Source organism: Microbispora sp. NPDC004025 (genome assembly GCF_053604425.1).
The window spans coordinates 186,231-208,186 of record NZ_JBSGHN010000016.1; the positions used below are offsets into that span (position 1 = coordinate 186,231).

Annotated in this window: 20 protein-coding genes and 1 pseudogene; 10 read left to right on the plus strand and 11 right to left on the minus strand. The window is 64.8% G+C overall.

Features of this window, described 5'->3' with window-relative positions; genetic code table 11:
- Nucleotides 1-7: 7 nt before the first annotated feature.
- From ACWEQG_RS32370 to ACWEQG_RS32395, 6 genes are all read right to left on the minus strand, one after another.
- Entirely contained in the window at nucleotides 8-163 is a 156-nt protein-coding gene (locus ACWEQG_RS32370; RefSeq protein WP_452290555.1) for a hypothetical protein, read from the minus strand.
- Nucleotides 164-175: 12 nt separating this feature from the next.
- On the minus strand, nucleotides 176-493 hold the full coding sequence (locus ACWEQG_RS32375) for a hypothetical protein (RefSeq protein ID WP_452290557.1): 318 nt from the start codon (nucleotides 491-493) through the stop codon (nucleotides 176-178).
- Nucleotides 494-515: 22 nt separating this feature from the next.
- Nucleotides 516-1,259, minus strand: a complete 744-nt coding sequence (locus tag ACWEQG_RS32380; RefSeq protein WP_452290559.1) for a DUF2637 domain-containing protein — start codon at nucleotides 1,257-1,259, stop codon at nucleotides 516-518.
- 176 nt (nucleotides 1,260-1,435) lie between these two features.
- Nucleotides 1,436-2,497, minus strand: coding sequence for an FtsK/SpoIIIE domain-containing protein (locus ACWEQG_RS32385; RefSeq protein ID WP_452290561.1), 1,062 nt, complete (start codon nucleotides 2,495-2,497; stop codon nucleotides 1,436-1,438).
- A gap of 4 nt (nucleotides 2,498-2,501) precedes the next feature.
- A complete protein-coding gene (locus ACWEQG_RS32390; protein WP_452290563.1) occupies nucleotides 2,502-2,729 on the minus strand; it encodes a hypothetical protein in 228 nt (75 codons plus the stop codon).
- A gap of 99 nt (nucleotides 2,730-2,828) precedes the next feature.
- Nucleotides 2,829-3,182 (minus strand): SCO3933 family regulatory protein, encoded by a 354-nt coding sequence (locus tag ACWEQG_RS32395; protein WP_452290565.1) that lies wholly within the window; start codon nucleotides 3,180-3,182, stop codon nucleotides 2,829-2,831.
- A 153-nt stretch (nucleotides 3,183-3,335) separates the two neighbouring features.
- Here ACWEQG_RS32395 and ACWEQG_RS32400 point away from each other — a divergent pair, with 153 nt between their 5' ends.
- The 5 genes and pseudogenes from ACWEQG_RS32400 (at nucleotide 3,336) to ACWEQG_RS32420 (ending at nucleotide 6,895) form a co-directional block, all read left to right on the plus strand.
- Complete coding sequence (locus ACWEQG_RS32400; protein WP_432929172.1) at nucleotides 3,336-4,085, plus strand: UTRA domain-containing protein; 750 nt, start codon at nucleotides 3,336-3,338, stop codon at nucleotides 4,083-4,085.
- Nucleotides 4,086-4,095: 10 nt separating this feature from the next.
- On the plus strand, nucleotides 4,096-4,521 hold the full coding sequence (locus ACWEQG_RS32405; RefSeq protein WP_452290567.1) for an NUDIX hydrolase: 426 nt from the start codon (nucleotides 4,096-4,098) through the stop codon (nucleotides 4,519-4,521).
- Nucleotides 4,522-4,608: 87 nt separating this feature from the next.
- Nucleotides 4,609-4,995, plus strand: a complete 387-nt coding sequence (locus ACWEQG_RS32410; protein WP_452290569.1) for a hypothetical protein — start codon at nucleotides 4,609-4,611, stop codon at nucleotides 4,993-4,995.
- A gap of 1,021 nt (nucleotides 4,996-6,016) precedes the next feature.
- Nucleotides 6,017-6,184 (plus strand): annotated as a pseudogene (locus ACWEQG_RS32415) (helix-turn-helix domain-containing protein); the annotation flags it as partial.
- Nucleotides 6,185-6,520: 336 nt separating this feature from the next.
- Nucleotides 6,521-6,895, plus strand: coding sequence for a hypothetical protein (locus ACWEQG_RS32420; RefSeq protein WP_452290626.1), 375 nt, complete (start codon nucleotides 6,521-6,523; stop codon nucleotides 6,893-6,895).
- Between the two features lie 124 nt (nucleotides 6,896-7,019).
- On the opposite strand, the gene ACWEQG_RS32425 is transcribed toward ACWEQG_RS32420, so the two are convergent.
- Nucleotides 7,020-8,981, minus strand: a complete 1,962-nt coding sequence (locus tag ACWEQG_RS32425) for a hypothetical protein (protein WP_452290571.1) — start codon at nucleotides 8,979-8,981, stop codon at nucleotides 7,020-7,022.
- Nucleotides 8,982-9,569: 588 nt separating this feature from the next.
- Between ACWEQG_RS32425 and ACWEQG_RS32430 the strand changes: the two genes are divergently transcribed.
- Together ACWEQG_RS32430 and ACWEQG_RS32435 are read left to right on the plus strand one after the other, a co-directional pair.
- On the plus strand, nucleotides 9,570-10,520 hold the full coding sequence (locus tag ACWEQG_RS32430; protein WP_452290573.1) for an MrcB family domain-containing protein: 951 nt from the start codon (nucleotides 9,570-9,572) through the stop codon (nucleotides 10,518-10,520).
- Nucleotides 10,521-11,252: 732 nt separating this feature from the next.
- Nucleotides 11,253-12,128, plus strand: a complete 876-nt coding sequence (locus tag ACWEQG_RS32435; RefSeq protein ID WP_452290574.1) for a pentapeptide repeat-containing protein — start codon at nucleotides 11,253-11,255, stop codon at nucleotides 12,126-12,128.
- A gap of 1,416 nt (nucleotides 12,129-13,544) precedes the next feature.
- Here ACWEQG_RS32435 and ACWEQG_RS32440 read toward each other — a convergent pair.
- The 4 genes from ACWEQG_RS32440 to ACWEQG_RS32455 all read right to left on the minus strand — a co-directional run bounded on the left by ACWEQG_RS32440 (nucleotide 13,545) and on the right by ACWEQG_RS32455 (nucleotide 19,482).
- Nucleotides 13,545-15,533 carry a hypothetical protein gene (locus tag ACWEQG_RS32440; RefSeq protein WP_452290576.1) on the minus strand — a complete coding sequence of 663 codons (1,989 nt, stop codon included), beginning with the start codon at nucleotides 15,531-15,533 and terminating at the stop codon, nucleotides 13,545-13,547.
- Nucleotides 15,530-16,690, minus strand: coding sequence for a 5'-methylthioadenosine/S-adenosylhomocysteine nucleosidase (locus ACWEQG_RS32445; protein WP_452290578.1), 1,161 nt, complete (start codon nucleotides 16,688-16,690; stop codon nucleotides 15,530-15,532). Before ACWEQG_RS32445 ends, ACWEQG_RS32440 begins: the two co-directional genes overlap by 4 nt.
- The gene (locus tag ACWEQG_RS32450; protein ID WP_452290580.1) at nucleotides 16,687-17,421 is read right to left on the minus strand and encodes an NUDIX hydrolase; all 735 of its coding nucleotides are present in this window, start codon (nucleotides 17,419-17,421) and stop codon (nucleotides 16,687-16,689) included. The genes ACWEQG_RS32445 and ACWEQG_RS32450 overlap by 4 nt, the downstream gene beginning before the upstream one ends.
- A 261-nt stretch (nucleotides 17,422-17,682) precedes the next feature.
- A complete protein-coding gene (locus ACWEQG_RS32455) occupies nucleotides 17,683-19,482 on the minus strand; it encodes an MGMT family protein (protein ID WP_452290582.1) in 1,800 nt (599 codons plus the stop codon).
- 371 nt (nucleotides 19,483-19,853) lie between these two features.
- Between ACWEQG_RS32455 and ACWEQG_RS32460 the strand changes: the two genes are divergently transcribed.
- From ACWEQG_RS32460 to ACWEQG_RS32470, 3 genes are all read left to right on the plus strand, one after another.
- Nucleotides 19,854-20,612 carry a patatin-like phospholipase family protein gene (locus ACWEQG_RS32460; protein WP_452290584.1) on the plus strand — a complete coding sequence of 253 codons (759 nt, stop codon included), beginning with the start codon at nucleotides 19,854-19,856 and terminating at the stop codon, nucleotides 20,610-20,612.
- Between the two features lie 388 nt (nucleotides 20,613-21,000).
- Nucleotides 21,001-21,264 (plus strand): hypothetical protein, encoded by a 264-nt coding sequence (locus tag ACWEQG_RS32465; RefSeq protein ID WP_452290586.1) that lies wholly within the window; start codon nucleotides 21,001-21,003, stop codon nucleotides 21,262-21,264.
- Nucleotides 21,265-21,374: 110 nt separating this feature from the next.
- Complete coding sequence (locus ACWEQG_RS32470) at nucleotides 21,375-21,911, plus strand: NUDIX hydrolase family protein (RefSeq protein WP_452290588.1); 537 nt, start codon at nucleotides 21,375-21,377, stop codon at nucleotides 21,909-21,911.
- The last annotated feature ends 45 nt before the right edge of the window (nucleotides 21,912-21,956 follow it).

The window sequence follows — 21,956 nt, forward strand, 5'->3', positions numbered from 1 at the left end:
AGCGGGGTTAGTTCAGGCGGGTGAGGAAGCCGGCGACGTTGTCGGCGGCCGCATGCAGCACGCGGACGGTGGCGTTGACGAGGTCGGCGGCCGAGACGGGGCGGGTGAACAGGTAGAACAGGGCGAACAGCAGCAGGGCGCGGGCGGTTAGCTTGCGCAGCATCACCGGGCCACCTCAGATCGAGACGGTGCCGTGGTAGCTCATGAGCGCGTCCCAGTCGCGGGAGGTCTGCTCCCACACCGCGACCGCGCGGTAGTTGATCGGTCCGAAGTCGCGGGCGGTGGTGTAGTTCAGGCCCTCGGAGGTGGGGGCGCCGATCAGGTCGGCGATGCGGTCGATCGCAGCCCGCTGCTGGGCATCGGTGCCGTCCACGTGGATGGAGATGTCCACGCCGTAATCGGGGACGGGAACCTTGGGGTTGTCGGCCAGGAACGCGGCCAGGCGGCGCAGACCGGCGATGAACTCAGCACGGGCGGTCGGGTCAGTCGTCATGACAGTTCGGCTCCTTTTCCGTTCAGGCGGTTTCGGCGAATGTGAGCTGGTCGAGCAGCTCACGGGCGAGATCCGGGGTGATCCGCATGCGGCGGACCAGCTCCTCAGCCGGGATCGGCGCGTTGTACAGGCGGGCGTACTCGCCGGCGAAGTAACGGGCGTCATCGAGCACGGCCGGACTGATCTCCGGATGCGCCGAGGACGGCGGCGCAGGCGCGGGGTCGAGTTCGGCCGGCGTCTCGGGCGGGGTTGGCAGTTCCGCCCGCTCGTTCCCGGAGTCGGTAGCGGTGGACGGGATCTGGTCGGCGACCAGTTCGCCATCCACCACCGGCGGGGCGGGGGTGTGGCCGGCGCGGCGTTCCAGCATCGACATGGCGATCAGGAACGCCCCTGCAGGGGTCGCGGCGACGATCCACCCCCACGCCGAGGGTTCGGCTTCGGCGAGGTTGGCCGCCAGGGTCAAGACGATCCCGCCGGCCAGCACCAGCGACGGCCACGACAGCAGACCCCGGCGGCACCGGCCGGTGCGCTTGTCGCGTTGGATCTCGCGGGCGGCCATCACGCACATCAGGTCGATGCAGACCGCGACCGCCCACGAGCGCCAATCGCTCTGGCCGTGCTTGGCGGCCAGTTTGCTGATGTGGTCGAAGGAGCCCACGGCCGCGATCCCCGCGAGGACGATCACCGGCCCGGAATCGGCCAGCAGCGAGCGCAGACGACGCAACATCACTGGACCCCCAACAGGGTTCGACAGGGTTTTCGGCATGGGTTGAGTAGGGACCTGGCGTGATTGAGGGCTCACGCCAAGCAGAGAAGCACTCGAAAGCGAGTGAGGTTAGACGGGGAGGTCTTCCAGGTCTGGTTCGGTGAACTCCTCCACCTCGGAGGGGTCGAGGTCACCGGTCGCGGCGGCGCCGCGGGTTAGGTCGGCCCAGGTGGGGGTCAGGTGAGCGTGCGTGGCGGCGGCGGCTTCGGCCTGTCCTCGGTCACGTGCACGCTGCGCATGCGGTGCCAGCGGCCCTCGGAGCCGATGACCACGGCGGTTCCCGGCTTGTCCGGGGAGATCTGCCGGGCGGCGACCAGCGCGCCGGGATCCATGTCGCCAAGCGCCATCTTGGCGGTCTCTTCGTCGTTGACCATGTGGCAGATCCGCCCGGTGAGCTGGGCACGCAGCGCGGTCACACCCGAGCCGAGGTCGGAGCCGACCCGCTGCCCGCACACCACCAGGTAGATCCCGAAGGCGCGGCCGAGCTGGGCCACCCGCAGCAACCGGGTGGCGACCGCGGACACCTCGTCTTGTTCCTTCTTCTTGTCGGCCATGAGGAACAGTTCGGCGACCTCATCGACCAGCACGACGATCGGGACCGGCCGCTCGCTCTCGGGCAGGCGCGGGTGCCAGATGTTCTTCACCCGGTGCCGCCGGCACAAGGCCATGCGGTCTTTGATGATGCCGACCAGGTCGGCCAGCAGATCGGCGCACTCGGCCCGCTCGGTCGCCAGGGCGGACATCCGCGCCTCATACGGGGTGAACTCCACCCCACCCTTGAGGTCGAACCCGACCAGCGCGACCGGCTGCGGCGCCAGCCCGACGACGAGGTCATTGGCGAGGTTGGACTTGCCGGACTGGGTCGCGCCGACGTTCAGCCAGTGCGGCACGGTGCGGAAGTCGACCACGAACGGCGCACCGGTGTCGAGCAGCCCGACGCGGACCCGCAGCAACCCATCGGACAGGACCGGGATCGTCACACTGTCGAGGGGATCGACCAGCGTCGCCACGAGGGTGACCTTGCCGGGCTTCCAGCCGGCCAGCCGAACCGAGTGGACCTTCCAGGCGTGGGCGAGCTTGTCCAGCACCCGCGTGTAGTCCTCCGGCGTCTGCCCATCGTGCAGGCGGACCGTGACGCGGAAGCCCAGCGCGGTCGGGCGGATCAGCCCGAGCCGCGGAGCGCGCTCAACCTCAACCCGGCGGAGCTTGCGGCGCTGGCCCGTGAGCATCATGACCATCGGGTCAGCCCCCCAGGTAGGGGAAGCCGGGGAAGGTCCAGCGCAGACGCCGGCGACGCCGCGCCAGCCCGCACCCCGAGGCCACGGCCCGCCATGTGCCGTAGACCATCAGCGCCTTGACCGGGAAACCCAGCACCAGCCAAAACGAGGTCCGGTGCAGCCGACGCCACACCAGCAGTCCCGCGACCACGACCGCGGCGACGATCGTCGCGCGGATCAGGAAGTCGGCCATACTGGAGTCCTCCTTTCCATCCTTTCGAGAGCGGATCGGAGACCCCGGAGCGGCGACAGCCGCCAAGCACAGCCGCTCCGGGACCTACCTTCTGACCGTTCAGCCCGCCGGCACCGAAGCGGGCGCGGGGACGGGCTCGTTGGCCGGGCGGATCGCCTCGCAGCGAAACCCCAGCCCCGAACGGCCGTTCATCTGCCAGTAGAAGGCCGACAGCCCCACCGGCCGCACCTGCACCCCCTCCGGGATGCGCGGGAAGTCCAGCGAGGGGAACGTCACGTTGATGACCGGATTACGCCGGTCATCGTTCGGCTTCGGCAGCAGCGGAACCACGTACAGGTCCCGCCCCTCCGCGTCCTTCTTCACCTCACCCGTCGCCCGATCCACGATCTTCGGCTCCGGCTCCCCCGCGACCGTGAACGACAGACCGGAGATGTCCACCGGGATGTTGCGCATCTCTGCTCCTCTTCTGACATGTGTCATAACCTTGCGTGCTCTCGTAGCCTAACACATATGTCATAAGTAGCAAGAGGCTTTCAGAGATCCGCTGGTGAGACTGGGCAAGGTAGGCTGGTGACAGAAGTCATAAGTCGAGGCCAAGGCCGTGATATGAACGTGGAGACACCACGAGCCCGCTACCGCCAGGTTGCGGATGAGATCCGGAATGACATCAAGCGAGGCAAGTACAAGCCCGGCTCCGCCCTCCCGAGCCAGCCTGAACTAGCTCGCGCCTACGGACTGAACCAGACCTCGATCAACAGGGCCATCGCCCTACTACGCGCCGAGGGCCTCGTCCGAGTCGAGCACGGCCGCGGAGCCTTCGTACAGGAAATCCCCACCGTCAAGCGGGTACGCCGCATTCCCCGCGGCGACGGCTCCGGGAGCAGCTTCGCCGAGGAGATGCGCAAAGCCGGACTCGAACCTCGCGCTCCACTGGTCGAACTCGCCACCGTCCCCGCGCCGGCAGTGGTAGCCGAACGCCTCGGCATTTCCGAGGGCGATCCTGTTGTGATGCGCAAGCGCCACATGTTCGTAGGAGATCGACCGGTCCAGCTAGCGACGTCATACATCCCAGTCACCATCGCTGGCGGCGAAGAGATCGCCCTCCCCGACACAGGGCCGAGCGGCCTCTACCGCCGCCTCGGCGAGCGGGGCCACCACATCGCGCGCTTTGTGGAGGAGATCGAGGCACGGCACCCCTCAGAGGAGGAAGCCCAGTTCCTCAACCTGACGGAGGCTCAGCAGGTCTTGGAAGTCACACGGATCGCCTACACCGCCGAAGACATCGCAGCAGAAACGGTGTTCAACATCTTCCCCAGTCAGCAATGGCGGCTGTCATACGAGTGGACGGCAGGGTAGGAGAGCACTCATGTCCGAGCTTCCTCGACACTCCGTAAGTGTCACCGCAGCCGTGTTCCGCGACGACGGACGAGTCCTAGCCATCCGCCGCGAAGATGACGGGCGCTGGGTTCCACCAGGCGGCGTGGTTGAGCTGGACGAGAGCCCGGAACAGGCAGTTATCCGTGAAGTCTTCGAAGAGACCGGCGTCCAGATCAAGCCAGAAATCCTGACAGGCGTCTACAAAAACATGGTTCTCGGGGTGGTCTCACTCACCTTCCGATGCCACCCGGTCGCCGGTGAGGCCAGGCCCAGCGATGAAGCACTTGAGTCAACCTGGCTGACCGTGGAAGAGGTACAGAGCCGGATGCCCGAAGCGAGAGGTATTCGCGTCATGGACGCGCTCCGCGAGGACGGCCCGTTTGTGCGAGTACACGACGGGACACGCCTACTGTAGGCCGGGGGCGATCAACGCTCCTTGCAGGTCTACCTTCTTATCAACGCTGGTCCTGTGACCGTTCGCTCTTCCAAGTAAGCTGCGCCCATGGCGGAGACGGCAAGAAGCGGGCGGGCCCCTCGAAAGCCGAGCGAGCTGCAAGACGTCTACGAGTTCCTAGAAGAGGTGCGGCTTAGGCCAGGTATGTGGGTCCGCCGCAGTTCTTTGCAGGACCTGGACTCCATACTGTTCGGATACGCTCTCGCCTTGGAAGTCCATGGTATCGATGAGCCGTTTGACTTCTGGAGCGGCGGGCCTTTCGCTGAGTGGCTATGGAAGAGGCTGAACCTGTCGTGTCCCAGCGCTCTGGGCTGGGCGGTGGAGATCGAACGGGCAGCCGAGGAGTCCGGTACGCCAGCGATCGAGATGTTCTTCGGACTCCTTGGTGAGTTCCATGCCCAACGCGGTCAACCGCAACGTCGTGCAGATAGGTAGCCCCTCTACGGCTGCCCTGTTACAGGTTTCCCTACGCCATCAAGCCGCCTTCGGCGGGGAGCGGTGAGAGGGGGAGAGAAGGAAACGCGGGGAGGATGCGCGAGGGGGCGGCAGGCTCGACGATCCAGAGCAGAAGGCGGGCCACCAAGAGGAGGACCCGCCGGGGAAGGGATCGGCAGAAGAGGGACTGTTTCCTGAGCTGTCCTCCAGCGACACCGTGAGGGAGTCGAACGATGGGGAGGCACAGCGCAGCCAGGAAGTCATCACGGCCCGCACCCCCGAGTGGGAAGGCACACGGACACAAATTGTGTCTACCGTTGGGCCGCGCGCCCGCCCCGCCGGCGGGCTGCGGCTCTCCGGCCGGTCCCGCCGACAGGCGGCGCGCACCTGCGCCGACAAGCGGCGCGGTGTTCAACCGATGGCGGCAAAGTGGCAATGTGCCAAAAGTGATCTCTCCCCAAAGTGTGAAGGGTCGTTGGCTATAAGCGGCACCACGATGCCGAAGAACCCGGAAACCACGAGGGCGACGCTGGCAGACGAGGGAGAGAGGAAGAAGGAGCGGGGAGGGGAGACGGGCGGAAGGTGCAAGAGACAGGACCTTGGGGCGCTGCCCCAAACCCCGGGGCCTCCGACTCCGAGAGGGGGCCGCGCTGAGCTGGCGCCGTAGCTGGCTGGGGTGGAAGTCCTGATCGCTCGCCTGCCATCGACCCAGGCAGAGCCCAGCAGCCCGGCTCCTCCAGGTCAAGCCCAGCCGTGCTAGCAGGACAACCAGCGCGCGAGGAAGGTCACCGGGAACAGGTACACGCGAGGCAGGGCTTGACCTTCCGTCCCCGGCCCGCTGTCGCTGCGCGATGGGTCGACGGCAGACGAGAGATCAGGACATGGCGTGCTGTCGGTGTACGACCACCTCCGACCACACGTCCCCCATACGTAAACAACTTTGTCTTGGGAGTTCTGGCGAAGTGATGCCAGACGGTAGGAAAGTATGTTGTACTCCCTGTACATCACCACTGGAGGAGTCATGGAAGACGATGGCAAGGACCGCCTCTTAACTGCTGGCGAAGTGGCCCGTCATCTGGGAGTCAATCCCAAAACGATAACTCGATGGGCTGCAGCGGGGAAAATTCGTTCGGTGCGAACACCTAGTGGAGCTCTACGCTTCCGAGAGTCGGATGTGCGTACTCTTCTTGAAGATCGGGGGCGAGGCACATATGCCCTCGTATCTGAATTTGCAAACGATGTACATTCGGATGAGGTCCTCCACAGTGCTCCGATCATTGTGACCCCCCTTTCGTCCACAGACGAAACAGAGGGCAGGGGTAACCCAGTCTCTCGGGACCACGTTAATGCCACTGCTCACTTTGCTAGGTCATTGGAGCAGGTCAGTGTATCTGAGGCCTTGCCTATGTTCTTTTACATGTTAGGCGATGGGGATTACTCGACGGCGGAAGAGGCTATCTCTCAACTCTTAGAAGCGTACGACGTTCACATACTAAGCGACTCCGGGCCTATCTATGGTTCCTGGTTGCGTCGAATCGTCGGTCGTGCAAAAGATGTCAGTGGTACCGAGGTTGGTAAGCAGTTAACCGCGGAAATGACAAGAGCAGCCCAATTGCGCGCGGTGGATAGTGTGCAAGCAGAGGTCGACGTCAAAAAGGCCGAGGCTGTTGCTAAACTAATGGAGGGAATTCAGAACGTACCCGAGGCAGTAATACAGATCGGTGCTCTCATTTTGATAAAGACTGATGATGGAGTAGTAAGGGTGCGCGATCTTACTCCCCAAGAGGTCGTGCATTTACGCCAAAATGCATACCTTGTAGAACACCCTCGGCGACTTATCATTGAACTCGAACAAATGTCGCGAGTAAATGTCTCTGGGATGCAAGCAATCGAGGACTAACCGGCCAAGCGCTAGCACTTCCAGCTAGCTGGGGGCTGTAAGTCCCGACGGCATGCTTCACGCTGAGCTGCAGAAACATGCACCCCACATCCCCTCCGCTCAACGCTCGCCCAGCATCTGCGGATCACACCGCGGTAGGGCCTGGGACGACAACGAGGACCCCTGGATCTGTACCATGAAGCGCGTGACTTTCATTGTCCTCGATGTAAACCGTCAGATTCGCAGAGAGCTTGATTCCACCCAGCAATCGTCGAGCTCGTTTACGGGTACGGCGAGTTGCGGTCACGGTCTTCCGAATCGCGGTCGCCGCGATAAGCGCCTTCTCCACGGGTTGCCAGCCTGTTGGGGCTATGGCCAGGGCGGCGGTAGTGAGATCGTGCCAGTGGTCAGGGCGCTTGATCAGGACCTCGTCCAGGGCGTACAGGACCTCAAGCGGCACATGGGATGTCGGGCGCGACGCTAGGTCATCTTGCTGCTCAATCGCTATGTGAGTGTAATACTCGTTCATCACTTCGGACGTGGTACCGACGAGAGTCAGTTCGCCCGGTGGAGGGATTGTGGGGCGAATTCGATGCTCGCACCAGGCACCTAATGCGTCTGCCTCTACAAAGATCGTCGGCCCTCCGGCTTTGTTGATCGCCGCGCGAGTTTTGGCATAGGCATAGAACTCAGCCGGGTGGCGGAGGATATCCGCCACGATGAGCAGATCTGCGAGAGTGACTAGCCAGGTGCCGTCCTCGGGGGCCGCGGCGCGCTTTCCTCCGTCGGGAAGGTGGGTAGCGAAGGGATCCACTCGGTCGAGGGTGACAATCATAGATACGCGGTGGGATGCATTTGGAATGGTCAAGCGTCGCTTCCGCTTATCTCGTAAATCGTTCGCCCCACTCATCAGATATGCGATGGTGCGAGCGTTTTGTGCGAGAGGCTTGTCAACGAACTCGAAGGTCTTCTTCTTGACCCGGTCCGGCGCAGCCCGACGCGCCGGGTCAGTGAAACGTCCGCCCTTGGCCTCCACGATAAGTGTGGCTCCGGGAGTGGCGACAAGAACGTCGATGTCCGGTCGCTGCCCCTCCGCGGGGTAGGTCACGCTGGCGTGCACCTGCTCAGGGCCGAAGATGGCCGCCAAAGTTTGGTATGTGAGCTCCTCACACGCATCCTGGCGACGCTTATCGAACCGTTTGAGCAAGTCAGGGTGGTCCTGGCATGCATCAGCGGCCCAGTCGAGGGCTGCATGGATGAAGTCGCCGGGACGGGCCCACAGATATCGACCCTCGGGGAGGGCGATGATTGGACGACGGCGGAGCGTGTTGGCGTCGTTAAGGGTACGGAGCTCGGGCTGGCTCCCCAAGGGAGTCGCCAAGGCGGTGACGAGTGCGACCAACTGATCGTGGGGAATACTCGTTCGCTCGGTCAGCAGGGCGGGCAGGTCGTCCTCGACTGGAGCTGCGCCGAAGGTGGCTACGCCGGCGGCAAGGCCTAGCGCGTATTTTGTGAAGGCCTCTTCATCGGTCGGCGGTGAGATCTGCTGCCGCGCGAAGGCTTTCATAACCTCGTCCATGCGTTCCACCAGAATCGCTTGGTAGGCATCCGCAGCAATAAGCGCGTCGCTCAGCGCGAAACCCAACACCGTACGCGCCAGCTCACTAAGCGGCTCAGTGATCGCCTCGAAGATCGGTCGTAACTGGGCCGGGTATCCGAGCATGCGGTCGAACCGGTGCTCGAATTGCAGCAGATGTAGGACGCTATCAATTGAATTTGCGGCCCCCTCCCGTAGGACCTGGCCCTGGTAGACGAGGCTCTCAGCGGTGCCATACTCGCGCAGTAACCGATCAAGCTTATACAACGTCCGTGGATCCCAGCCGGCGCCGAGTCGGTCCAATACCTGTTCCACCGGCATCGCCGTGACGAGTCCACCGTAGAACTCCAACAGCGCGTCGCTTCCGAATCCCGCGGCGCCCGGTATAGTTGCCCGCCGCATCGCATCAAAGATGTTGAGTCGGCTGTACAGCATGAGCGGGTCGGCTAGGCAGGCAGTAGTCGAGATCTCTGCGAGCAGGGACGGAAGTCGCCGTTCGGCCTCAGCCATCTGCTCCAAAGCGTTGCGCTGGGCCTCCGATAGGCCGGCCCCGTGCGGGCGGCGGAACCGGTGCACTCCATCGCGTGCGTCCATCGTCGCTCTTGCCCAAGTGGCCCCGAGATACGGCTCGATCGGTTCTCTCCCGCCGACCGTACGGCCCTTGCCTCGGTTACCACGGCGCCCAGAAGCCACAAGGCACCTCCTACTGCGGTGATCAAGACGGCGAGACCACCATACGCGGCAACTCTGACATCCACCGAACTACTACCGACTCTCATGGGCGGGGACAGGAAGCGGGCCATTGCGCCGCAGGTCATACCCGTCCACGGTTGGCGTGGCTGGCCAACCGGTCTCGCCCTGCCAGCAGTGCCGGCTGTGGCTGAGCCAGGTGTCCTTACTCTTCGGGAGCAACGTGACCAACCTGGGAGCAATTGTCGAGCGTCGACTCTAAACTCTCCTTTGAATCCTGAGACATAGGGGGTACTTGGTGCAGCTTAGAGAGCTCATCCGACAGATCGGCGAGAAGTATGACAGAACGCTCCCAATGTCGAGCGAGGCGCAGCAGCTACTTCGTCAAGCAGGCAAGGAGCTCAAACAGTGGATTCCCGGCACATACCTCGCAGAAGGGAGTGGAGGCAAGGAGCAGGGGCGACCTCCCCTTGGATCGCCGTATTCAACCCTGACGAAACCGAAACGGCGCGTCGAGGTATGTATGTGGTGTACCTCTTCGCGGCCGACCTGAGCACCGTCACACTCAGTTTGAATCAGGGTGTTACCGAGATTGGACAGCAACTCGGTCGACCGAGAGCTCGACAAGCACTAAAGGCTCAAGCTGCGGCTATTCGCGACGCGTTCGCTCCCGAGGCTATCGAGGATCTGAGTGCGGCTATCGATTTGCGGACTAACGCGCCACTGCCGGTGGACTACGAGTACGGCAACATCGTTGCCCGCATCTATGAACTTGCTACTTTGCCAGATGAAACGGCAATGATCGCGGATCTACAGCGCTTCATTCAGCTATATGATCTTGCACTGGAGGTGCGGGAGGAGGGCGTGCAGCAGGGCAATCCTGCTATCGTCACACCTGCACGTCGCAAACCGGTGAAGAAAAAACCCGCGGTTTTCAAGCCAAAAAATGACGGCGAGTATCGGCAACTCATCAAGGCTCGCGAAATTTATGAAAGTCGTAAGCATGAGACGCTTGTTAATGACTATGTTGATTTCCTTGAAGCGAGGAAGTTTGTGGTGGCCTCACCTCACCCTAGGGATCTCACTGCCGAGAAGAACGGTCGACATTGGCTGATTGAGGCCAAGGTAATTCGTGCGGGGGATGCAGAACACGCTGCGCGCGAAGCGTTCGCGCAGTTGTTCTTCTATGCGCACTTTCTCTATGACTCGGACGTGGAAGTGCGCAAGATTGCCTTGTTCAACGAGAGTATTGGTGCAGCCCATGTCGAATTCTTTGAGCAGATGGGCGTTTCCGTTGTATGGCGCATTGGTGATGGCTGGTCCGGATCCCAAAATGCTCACGCGAACGATCTCTGCTGACCATTGCAAGAGTTTTGAAGTTACAGGTAGATGGGAGTCATAGCTTATGGTAGAGAGGGTAAGTGATTCAGGACTTTGGGTGATGGGTGAGCTCAGGCGAGTGAGCACCCTAACACTTGTCTCAGCATCCGTGCATGCCGTGGGCTGCTCGTTGGCGCCAGATAACGGTCGAGAAGTGCGAGAGACAGGTGATCACGCCGCGTTTTGGTCGACAAAGTTGGTGTCTCAAAAGCGGGCCTGGGAGCGGGTGTCCTACTGGAATGAGCTTGGCAGGAATGTACGTATTTCCTGCTTACGGTGCGGGGGTCTTCAAGAACGGGACGTTTGATTGGAAAGCGCCACGAGGTCTAGGAAGCGCTGATAGGTAAATTGCACAAAGGCCGGCCCTCGTCGGTGCACCACGCAATAACATTCTTGTAGCTTCACCAAGTGGTTAGCTACCTCCGTAACGCTATTTATACCGGAGGGCCGCACTCATTCAAGCGGGAGCGGCCCTCCCTGGATCCGATGGTCGTCGTGCTCTCGTTCGAGAAGTTAGACATAGGGAACTGCGACAGTCCGACAGTTGGCGGGGACCATCTGGGGACCACACGCTATGCATCGGCGTGAACAACCTGCATGCGATCCCGCCGGCCCTCACGCGGGTGCGCTGACACGCTGCACAATCTGTAGATCACGATTGGTCATCGACGATGGAAGTTATGGGGCGCCAATCGTACAGACTGACCGATCGTGGATGGTGTGAGACTCCCTCGGATCATCCTGATCGCACTTGGGCTAGTTCTCGTCGTAGCGCTGGCTTGGGTGCTCGGCCCAGGTGCGACGTGGGTGCTTGTCCACATAGACGGAGTGAGTGGGCTGACTGGTAAGGACCTGGCAGCGGCGCTGGATGCGCTGCGTGGGCGGGCACTCGCGGTCGCAACTGGATTGATTGCGCTGGTGGCGGTGTTCTTCACCGCGCGCAATGCGGACACCGCCCGTCAGGGACACATCACCGACCGGTATACCAAGGCCATCGAGCAGCTGGGCACAGACAAGCTCGATGTCCGCCTGGGCGGCATCTACGCGCTGGAGCGGATCGCAAGGGACTCGCCCCGTGATCACTTTACTGTGATGGAGGTGCTGGCGGCCTTTGTCCGGGAGCATTCGCGAGACCGAGACGATATCGGGGAGCAGTGCGACATAGGAGAGCTAGAAGGGGAACAGCGACCTCTACGGACGGATATCCAGGCGGCTTTGACCGTGATCGGTCGCCGCAACGTTCGCCAGGACCGTGGGCGAATCAACCTCCGCGGAGCCGACCTCCGCAACGCCTACCTCAACCGTGCAAACCTCACGAGCGCGAACCTCGCCCGCACAAATCTCACCAATGCGAGTCTCCGCAGCGCGGACCTTGAGGGTGCCAACCTCTACCGTGCGATAATCAACGGCGCCGATCTCACCGAGGTGAACCTCACCGAGGCGTACCTTTGCCGTGCAGACCTAACTAACGCGACCCTCACCGCCGCCACTCTCACTGGGGCTGACCTCACCGAAGCGGTTGGGATACCGCGGCAGGCGGAAAGTCATGGCAGCAGAAGTTCGGGACCGCAAGGGCCTGAAGAGTGAGTGATTATCTGAGTGACAACCGCCGCGGAGAAGCCCGAACGCCGGCGAATGACGGTGGGAAGCTTTCGGCTGGCCTGTAGGTTGTTTGTGCAGCGCTCGGGGCCGCTCAAGTGACTTCGCGAAGGGGTCACTTCGGTCACTGCGACCCAGTATCTCCGTGGTATGGGAAATCCCGCCGGGTGCCGGTAGGGCCGGAGCGTCCAGGTCGACAGGGATAAGCGCAGTGCCTTGTTTTGAATCAGGCGTCCCGTTTTCCGGGGACGTTCAGTGCCAACCGTGCTTGCTGCATGAATTCGTCAATCAAGTCGCGACGTGTCTTAAGGACATCTCGGATTTGTATTGTTAGCTCCCGGGCGTCCTCGGGGCGTCGAGCCAGATCGAATCAGTTCGGCATGCTTGAGTGCGAGCCTGTTGGCCGCTGCTAAGAGTGCGTCGTCAGTCAAATGGTGAAGCTCAATTTCGCGCTTTGCGCGCCAGAGGCGATCGAAGGCCTTAAGTAACTCAGCACGTTCGTCCGTGGAGAGCGGCAAAACTACTTCATCAGAGCCTAGTATTTGATCGTCGGCTACTGTGCGCCCAGGCGGTGGGTCACGCAAGTCTCGGATGACACAGCGGTACAGTTCATCGTCAGCCTGGACAAGCTTGAGGTATGACTCCCTTCGATCCTGCTGCCAACGTCTTAGGTCGTCGCGCAGCCAGTTACTCCGCTGAAGCAGTGATTGCCGCCACGCGCCAACAAGCGCGCCGAGCACAACGCCAGCAAGGCCTACAACGGCTGGCACTAACTGCATCCAGATGGCGACCACCTCGTGCCCGATGCACTTGTTTGACTTCCTGGCACACTTCACTTCGGATGTGACGGCGCTATCGTTAAAGGTATCGCACCATCAGGCGCCAAGAGCACCCTCTATGCCGCGGAGAGCCCTCGTAGTGATGAAGAGCCAAGGGGGACTACCGACGAAACGGCGGGGCCTCGCTGACCTGCACGAGGCAGCCTACGCTTCGTTGCTCTGAGGTAAGAAGTCCTCAGGTCAATGCTCAAGCACAGGCACGGCCCTCTGAAGCGCCGTAGTCGCAGAGCAGGCTGCATCTGTTCCGTCGTCGTTCCGTGAGACGGAGAAAGACCGCACTGAACAATCAAAGGTTACGGAAGGTCCTAGCCCTGTTCAGCAGCATGATCGAGGCATCGTCGCCCGTCGCCGGATGCAGCATCTGAGATCTTCACCATCTTCGAGGGCACCTCGGAGATCCAGAGGTTGATCATCGGCCGCTCCGTCACCGGCCTCCCCGTCCGCTAGCGGTGGTCGCGGACCGCCAGACGCGCTCAGCGGCCCATCTCCGCTGAGGAGCGCATGACCGGCCTCCGCCGGCGGCCGTCGTTCTGGCCTCCGGCGTGGCCGTCGTCTCTCAGTCCGCCTACGCGGTGGGACGTCCGGGGCTTTCCGGGCCGGTCGTGCCGCGGCGGCGTTCAGTGGTCATCCACGCCTTGCCCTCCGCCGCGACTCCTTCGAGGACGTGCAAGGTATGGCGCAGCCCGGCCGCGTCCAGCGTCACCTCTGAGACCTCTGCGGCATCTTCGGACTGCTGATGCTCCGGCAGTTCCGGGCCGATCATCTGGGCAGCGATCTTCTGACCATCCATAAGGGAGAGCTCGAAGGTCTGCGAGTTGTCGTCCGCCTGCCGCACACGAACGGCCGCGACGGCCTCGAAGCGGTAGTTCAAGCGCTGACGGTCGTGGAAGGTGCCGTCCGCGAAATGGAGCGTAGCGTTGCAATGCCGCACCCCGTCAGCGGTGAGCAGGAAGATCATCATCTGATACTGCCGGTACCGCCAGGGTCCGCCCGGCAGCCGTGCCCGGGTGGCGGAACCGCTACGCGCCTCGATGAACGCGTAAGCGACGACGTCGCTCATCTTGAGCCGGTAATGCCGCAGTGCCTCGTTCAACAGCACTTTGCGATCACAGTCCAGCCAGGCGGCCATCTCTGCGTCGCCGGGCTTGTCGGCCAGCCGGTCCTTCCATCGGCGAAACTCGGCCTCGTACTCGGCCGAGAGTCTCTCTGAATCAGACGAGTCGGCGCTGAACCGCCGGCGTTCGAGGACGATTCGCCACCAGGCGCGCCCGGCGATCCAGCTCGCCACCACGAGCAGGGCGATCGACCGGATTCCGATCAGTCCTCCCGCCTGCACCGCGCCGCTCACCGCCCAGGCCCCGCCAGCGGCACAGGCCAGCGTGCCGAGCAGGGCTGTCGCCATCGTGCGCGGGAGAGTGGCCAGATCCTGACGGTAGCTCCAGAGTGTGCCCTTGTCCCATCGGCGTGCCACCTCACCGGCCCGATACCGAATCAGCCAGTTGAACTCCTCGACCTTGTCGCCCGTGTCGCGGTACGCGTCCGCCACCTCGTCCCGGATGCGCCTGCGGATGCCGGCCGTCCACGTGAGCCACACCTCGCGATCCATGCCGTGCGGCACGTACTTAGCGAGGTAGTACGCGAGCTGGTGGTCGACTCTCCGCGCGAAGCGGTCGGGAGGCGTGTCGGTTCTCGGGCGCAGGGCCAACGCGTACGCCTCGTCCAGCATTCGGCGGCGCCCGGAACAGAAGCACCATTCGAGGCCGGCGGGGGCGGCGAAACAGGCCCCGGCGATGCTAAGCAGGTAGGCGAGCAGAACGGAGACCCGGCCGTCCTGTATCAGCAGGAGACCGACGTGCCCGGCCGCCGGGACGGACACAACCGTCCCCGCCACCGCCTTGAACCAGGTTGTGCCGGCAATCGTGACCGGCTCGGGCTGCCGCACCCGGGGCCTGGCCGGCTTCGGCTGGAAGAACTTCCAGACCCGGTTCTTCCGATCGCCGGTCATCTGTTGCGCGCACGCGCGTCGCAGGCCACGGTCCCACATCTGGTCCTTCAGCGACCCATGGAGAAACACCTCCATGTGTCGCAGAATCATGTCCCGCTGTGCCGGGCCGCGCTCGTCGAGCTCCTTCATCAGGACACGGATGTCCGTGTCGGGCTTGTCAGCGGCGTCCAGCAACCTTCTGATGATCCGTACGCCGTCCGCCCAGCGGTCGTCTTCGCCGAGCGGGGGAAAACGATGCGCATTGCGAAGGCAGGTTCGCTCCTCATCGGACAACTCGTGGCGGGTTCTGCCGCTTACCAGGGCGAGCAGCCAGTGGAAGCAGACCCGGTTGGTGATGTGGCCAGAGGCGACGACTTCACTGATGAGTCGCCAGGCATGCCCGGCCACGCCGCCGTTCAGGAATCGCACCCCTATCTCGAACTTCTCCTGAGGCGACGAGTCAGGCGGCATCTTGTAGTAGTTGACATCGCCGTGTATCACGCCCGCCTGCAGTTCGACATGCGCGGAATCGGCGGCGATGTTCGCCCCGGCGGCACTTTCAGGTGTCATGACAGGGCCTGTGCCAGCGCGATTATGGCCGCCAACTCCGTGGCCAGGTCGCCGGCGTCGCTGACCAGCCCGCGGAGCTTCTTCAGCGCCAGGGTCAGCTTGCTCTTGCTTCGGGGTGTCTCCAGCAGGGCCTTGTCGGCCTCCGTGAGCTCCGCCTCCGCCGCGGCGTAGGTGTCCTCGTCCAGGTGGCCGTCTGTACGGGCCTGTTCCAGTCGGGCGCGGAACGCGGCGAGCGCCTGCTCCAGGTCGGCCGGCTGTCCCGGATTGGGTCCGATCCGCACGCCGCCGTGCACGATGCCGGCCTGAACACCCACGCGCGCGTTGTCACGTGCGATGTTGTACGTCGTTCCCTGCTCCGGCATGCTGGCTCCTCTCGCCGTGGCCCTCGTCGGCCAGTCGCCGTCCCGGTCCTCGGCGGCGATCTCTTCGGCCAGTGCCGCCGCGAACGCCGCGGCGTTGGCCACGGCCTTCTGCTGCCACAGGTCGCGGTCCGTCACCTCCTTGGTTCCGTCGGCCCGGTCGCTGATGCCTCTGATGACGACCACGGGCAGTGCGCCGTTCAGATGCCCGGCCTGAGCCACCCCGGCGCCTTCCATCTCGATCGCGGAAGCGTCGTTGTAGTTCTGCCGGATCCACCGGGCGTATCCGGAGACCTTGGAGTTCAGGACCACCTCACCTGCAGCGATCGGGCCGAAGTGCACTCGGGGCGCCGGGTCATAAGTCGGGAGTCCTCGCGTCCACGCGCCGGTGCGTCCGATGTGCCGCGCGATCTGATCGGCGGCATGCGAGGTTTCCCAACTGCGAGGGCGGCTCTTGAGCCCGTCGTCCTCGCTCGTCCCACCGTGGTAGGCGTAGACACGAGTCGCCACCACGACGTCCCCGAGGGCGATGTGGGAATGCAAGGCGCCGGCCACACCCACGAAGAGCAGAGCGGACGGGGCGAACTCGGCGATGGCCCGTTCGGCGAGCACGGCCGCCGTTTGATTACCTGGGCCGACAAGGGCGAGCGCCAGCCTGGAGCGGCCACCGCGGAGGCGGCCGATTTCGAAACGAGTGCCGTGCTGATGGCGATGGAGCTCCGGGCGAACCAGCATTGCCCGGACCGCTAGGTATTCCAAGTCCAGCGCGGTGAGAATCACAATCGGGCGGTCGCTCACTCTCCTGCTCCCTTGCGCTCGGCCGACTCGGCGGGCCGGACCATCGGCGGATAGAGGACTGTGCACGGACCGGCCCGGAAAAGTCGCGCGGGCCGGCCGGTGGTGGCTTTGCGAGCTGTCTCTGCCGGGACGATGAACCCTTCGCTCTTCTGGACCTTGCGATAGAAGTTCCTGGGATCGAGCGGGATACCCCAGACCGCTTCGTACACCTCCTGAAGATCGGTGATGGTGAACGTCGGTCCGCAGAAGGCCGTGGCGAGGGAGGAACGCTCAAGCTTGACGCGAGCGCGTTCTACGCCATCCGTGATGATGCGCCGGTGGTCGAAGGCGAGATCCAGGTCGCCGGAGAACACCCTCTCGACGGGTTGCCATCCTGCGTCGGCCGCGTCCGTTCCAGCGATCGGCTCCGGTAGGCGGGGTGCGATGGCCAGGTACGCCACCGACACCACTCGTCCGCGCGGGTCACGACCCGGGTCTCCGTACACACCCAGTTGCTCAAGGCTGAGGGTTTCGACATCGAGGTGGGCCTCCTCCGACAGCTCCCGGTTGGCCGCGGCGGTGATGTCCTCCTCGGAGTGCTGAAGAAACCCGCCGGGTAGCGCGAGGGCACCCCTGTATGGCTCGATACCGCGCTCGACGAGCAGCACGTGCAGGCGCGACTGGCGCAACGTCAGGATCACCAGATCAACCGCGAGGAGAACGACGGGCGGCACCCATTGGTCCTCGGTCATGCCGCAGAGACTAGCTTCTTGTCAAACTGACAGAAATAACCGTGAGGTAAGACGTATCAGTCTCAGAATGGGCTGAGGCGGGCGCAGGGCCAGGCATGACATGCTTCGCTGAGCGACGAGGAAAAGTGCGTAACCAGGTGCGCCGGAGGCGCGAGGCACCTTCAGGCCGACTCTTGCGGCCGCGCCTGATCGTCCTTCCAGTGCGAGGCTGTAGCGTCAGGAGTCGGCCTGGGATGCCCTAAGTGTTGTTGCTTGCCGTGGTCAGGGGGATGGTTCGCCGGTCAGGAACTCGTTCAGGGCCGCGATGATGACCTCCCGGGACTCCGGACGCGCGAGGGCGGCCGGCTGGAGCGAGGGGTATTTCGCGTAGCCGGCGGATTCGAGCTGGCCGCGGAGGTGGCTCGATCCCGGAAGGACGCCGAGTCTCTCGGCGAGCCGTGCCATCCGTTCTTCTGATGCGCCATGGTTGCGAATGGACCCGAAGTTGACAGCCAGGACCGACTTGGTCGGACTCGTGTAGATGCTCCACACGGAGGCCGTGTCCGAGCCGAGGTTGAACCAGGCGGTCACCGACGGATACTCGCCCTCGCCGAAGTAGTACTCGTGGAAGGACGGGTGGCTCTCGGCGTGCCGGTAGACGGCCAGCAGTGTCTCGCGAACGTCGGCGGGACAGTACCGCTCGACGGCCCGGAGGAAGCCGGGTTCGTCCCAGGTGCGCTTCACCCGGGGGCCGGCGGTCTGTCCCGCCCCTGCTGCCGAAGGGGTGCCTCGCGTCTCGCTCGGGCTGTCGGGGCTGCGGGCGGGGAGGGTGTCGCCGAGAGCCAGTTGGATGGCGATGGCCATCGTTTCGAGCCACTCGATGGTCGCCTCCGCCTCGTCGGCGGTGATCGGGGCCTTCTGCCCGGGGCGTACCGGATCGTGGTCGGCGGTGTGGGCGATGTTGTTCCTGCGCCAGGCGATCTCCCGCAGCCTCGTGCGTACGCCGTCCGCGGTGATCGGGTTCCGCGCGTCCTGTCCGGTCAGGACCTCGGCGACTCTCACCCAGAGGTTCACCGTGCTGACGTGCGCGAACCCTTCCTTGATCTTCTCCGGGTTCTGGAAGGTCATGAAGGCGAAATGACGCTCGAGATGCCCCCGGAAGGCGCTGCCGAGGTCTTCCTTGCGGTGGTGGATGTCCTCGAACAGCTCGACGGGGATGCTCAGGTTGTTGAACTTCTGAGGGCGGGGCGCTCCCGGGGTCAGCGCGAGGGCGACGGCCCGGTCGACGATCTCGCGCGTGATCCAGTGGTCGAGAGCCGCCACGGCCTGCGTCCAGGCCGCGCGGTAGAGGTCGGTGACGTCGAAGGAGCCGACCGCGAGCCGCTCCAGGTTGCGCCCGCCGTCGACGAGCTGCCGGGCGTACTCGAGGTTCTGCTGGAACTGCTCGAACGCGGCAGGAGTCGGGTCGGGGGGAGGCGTGGGCTCGGGGCCGCCTGCCGGGGGCAGGACGACGCCGGCCTGGGCGAGCATCGTGCGGAACCGGTCGGCGGTGACGCGCCTTTGCGGGTCGGCCCGGCCGGCGTGGTCGAAGGTCAGGCCTTCCTTCTCGAGCACTTCACGCGGATCGTCGGTCCGTTCCGGGTCCGGCCAGCGGAACTGCGGGGAGATCCGCCCTCCCGACTGCAGGACCCGGTAAGCGTGGCCCGCGTCGGCGCTCTCGGCCATGAAACCTCCCACCGACTGCGCCGACATGCCCACCAGGGCCGCCAGGTCGCCATACGTGGTCCAGTGGCCCGGTTCCAGATGCTCCAGAGCCTCCAGGACGACGTTCCAGCGGGGGTCGCTGTAGACACGCCCCTGCGGCGGCAGCCTTCTCGCCCGGTACTGACGCGCAAGTTCGCGGTAGAGCTCGGTGCCCTCGAAGCCGTCGAGCGCGCGGACACCGGCTTCGGTGATCGCCCAGCCGTTCCGTTTGGTCATCCAGCCCAGTGATGCGGCCTCTCCCGTGCGGAAGCCCAGTTGCGCCCACCACCGCGCCTGGCCGTGCGCGTTGGGCCCCCGCAGCTCCGGGGGTATCGTCACTCTCCCTTCGACTTCCTTACGGACCTCTTCGGGTCGCAGCGGCCGTCCGGCCTCACGCAGGAGCTCGAGCGTGGCGCGGAGAATGGGAGAGATCTTGTCGGCATAGGCCATCGGGGGGATTCCTGCCTTTCAACTGTCGCCCCCGGCAGGATAAACAAGGGCTCGGTGAAAGTCCCTCGTCTCACGTAACCCGCACCTCTCCGGACGGCGGGTGAAACAAGGGCGTACGGGTAGGAAGGGGGACCGGGGCCGGGGGAGCGTGGGGAAGCGGCCGATGACGACGGCGTTCATCCTGTGGGGAGGCGGCAGCCTGGGAGCCGCGCAGGTCGGCATGCTCCGCGCGCTCACCGCTCACGGGATCTGCGCCGGACATGGTGGTCGGCGCCTCGATCGGGGCGCTCAACGGCGCCTACTACGCCTCACGCCCGGACGCGGAGGGCGTGGAGGAACTGGCCCGGCTGTGGCTGTCGGTGAGCAGCCACGACGTGTACCCGGTGAGCGGGCCGGACGTGCTGCGCACTCTCGCGGGAAATCTGCCCTTCCATCCCGTGCGGGGAGCCCTGCAGGCGCTCGGCGTGCTCAACTACACCTTCCCGCTCAACCCGGCCACGCTGGCCGCGGCGATGCTCGGCCGCCGCAACTACCTGTTCGACAACTCCTCCCTGCGGCGGTTCCTCGAACGCATCCTGCCGATCCGGCACCTGGAGGAGACGCGGACGCCGCTGTCGGTGCTCACCGCGGACGTGCGGACGGGACGGCCGGTGGTCCTGTCGCGGGGGCCCGCGCTGCCCGCCCTGCTGGCCAGCACCGCGATCCCGGCCCTGTATCCCACCGTGACGATCGGGGACCGGATGCTCATGGACGGCGGCGTCGCGGACCTGACGACGCTGGACTACGCGGTGGACGCGGGCGCCGACGAGGCGTACCTGCTGGCACCGGGGTTCTCCTGCCCCTGCCGGCGGCCCCGGCGACCGCGATCGCCATGGCCCTACACGGCTACAACCTGCTCAGCGAGCAGCGCATCAGCGCCTCGATCAGGCAGAACACGCGCCGGACCCGCCTGCACGTGCTGCCGCCGCTGTGCCCGGTCGAGGTCTTGCCCGTCGACTTCCGCGGTACGGCCGACATGATCGAACGGGCGGCCCTGTCGACCACCCACTGGCTGGAGCGGCACGAACCGCACCCCGGGCTCGCCCGCCCGCTGGGCCCCCCGCACGAAGAGGACCACCGGCACAGGCCCGGGCTGATTCGGTTGTGACGGACGTCCGCGCGGCGCTTTCATGACCAGGCCCACAGCCTGGAGAGGAGACGACGGTGAGATGTGCGGGGGCGTAAGGGACCGAGGCCGGACACGGCGGCCCGCGCCTCGCGGCCCGGGCGTCCTCCGCCGGCACGGTCCGCTGGCATACCTGGGGCCTCGACGCCGAGCTGGCCCGTACGCGTGACCGCGTCCGCGAGTGCCGGGAGCTCCGGCGGTGGCCCGGCTGGGAGCCGCCGGCCGCCGCCCGCGGCGCCGCCGTGGAACGGATCGGCGGCGCGCTGGTTTTCCGTGCCCCGCCGGCACGCCTGCGCGAGTGGGCCGTCGACGTCGCCATGCTGGGCGACGACATGCGCCACGGCATGGACTACGTCTATCTGGAGGCGTCGAACAGCCCGTTGTGCTGGGGCGACGGCGAAGTGCAGGTCTTCTCCGACTATCGGCGGCGGGTCGCCGTCGCCGGGATCTCCCGTCGCGAGGTCATGGCGGATCTTCCCGAGGGGTCGGCGCCCGCGGCAGGGTGAACGCGGCCACCGGGTGACGCGCGTCATCAGGGGGAGCAGGTGACAGGGGGTCCGGTACGGGTTGCGCCGACCTGCGAACCACCTCTCGCCTGGGCAAGTACGATCGACCCGTGACCGAAATGACCGAAACGACGCCAGGCTGGCTCGCTCCCGACGAGATCGAATCGGTGCGGGGCCGGATGCCGATCCTGTACGTGGACGCTGTGCCGGTGCGCGTGGACGACACGGGCATCGTGACCCGTGTCGGCCTGCTGCTGCGGATCGGCGCCGACGGCACCGTGAGCCGGGCGCTGGTGTCCGGGCGGGTGTACTACCACGAGCGCATCCGCGACGCCCTCCTGCGCCACCTGGAGAAGGACCTCGGACCGGTGGCGCTGCCGAGCGTGCCGGTCTCGCCGACGCCGTTCACGGTGGCGGAGTACTTCCCCACCCCGGGGGTCACGCCGTTCCACGATCCCCGCCAGCACGCGGTCTCCCTGGCGTACATCGTCCCCGTACGCGGTGACTGCCGGCCCAGGCAGGACGCGCTGGACCTGGAGTGGTTCACGCCGGAGGAGGCGGCCTCCCCGATCGTGCAGCAGGAGATGACCGGCGGCCAGGGCGTGCTGCTCAAGCAGGCGCTCGCCTACGTCGGCCGCCTCACCTGACCGGGTCATTCCTCGGCGAAGGCAGGGCCGAGCGTGCCGCCCGGA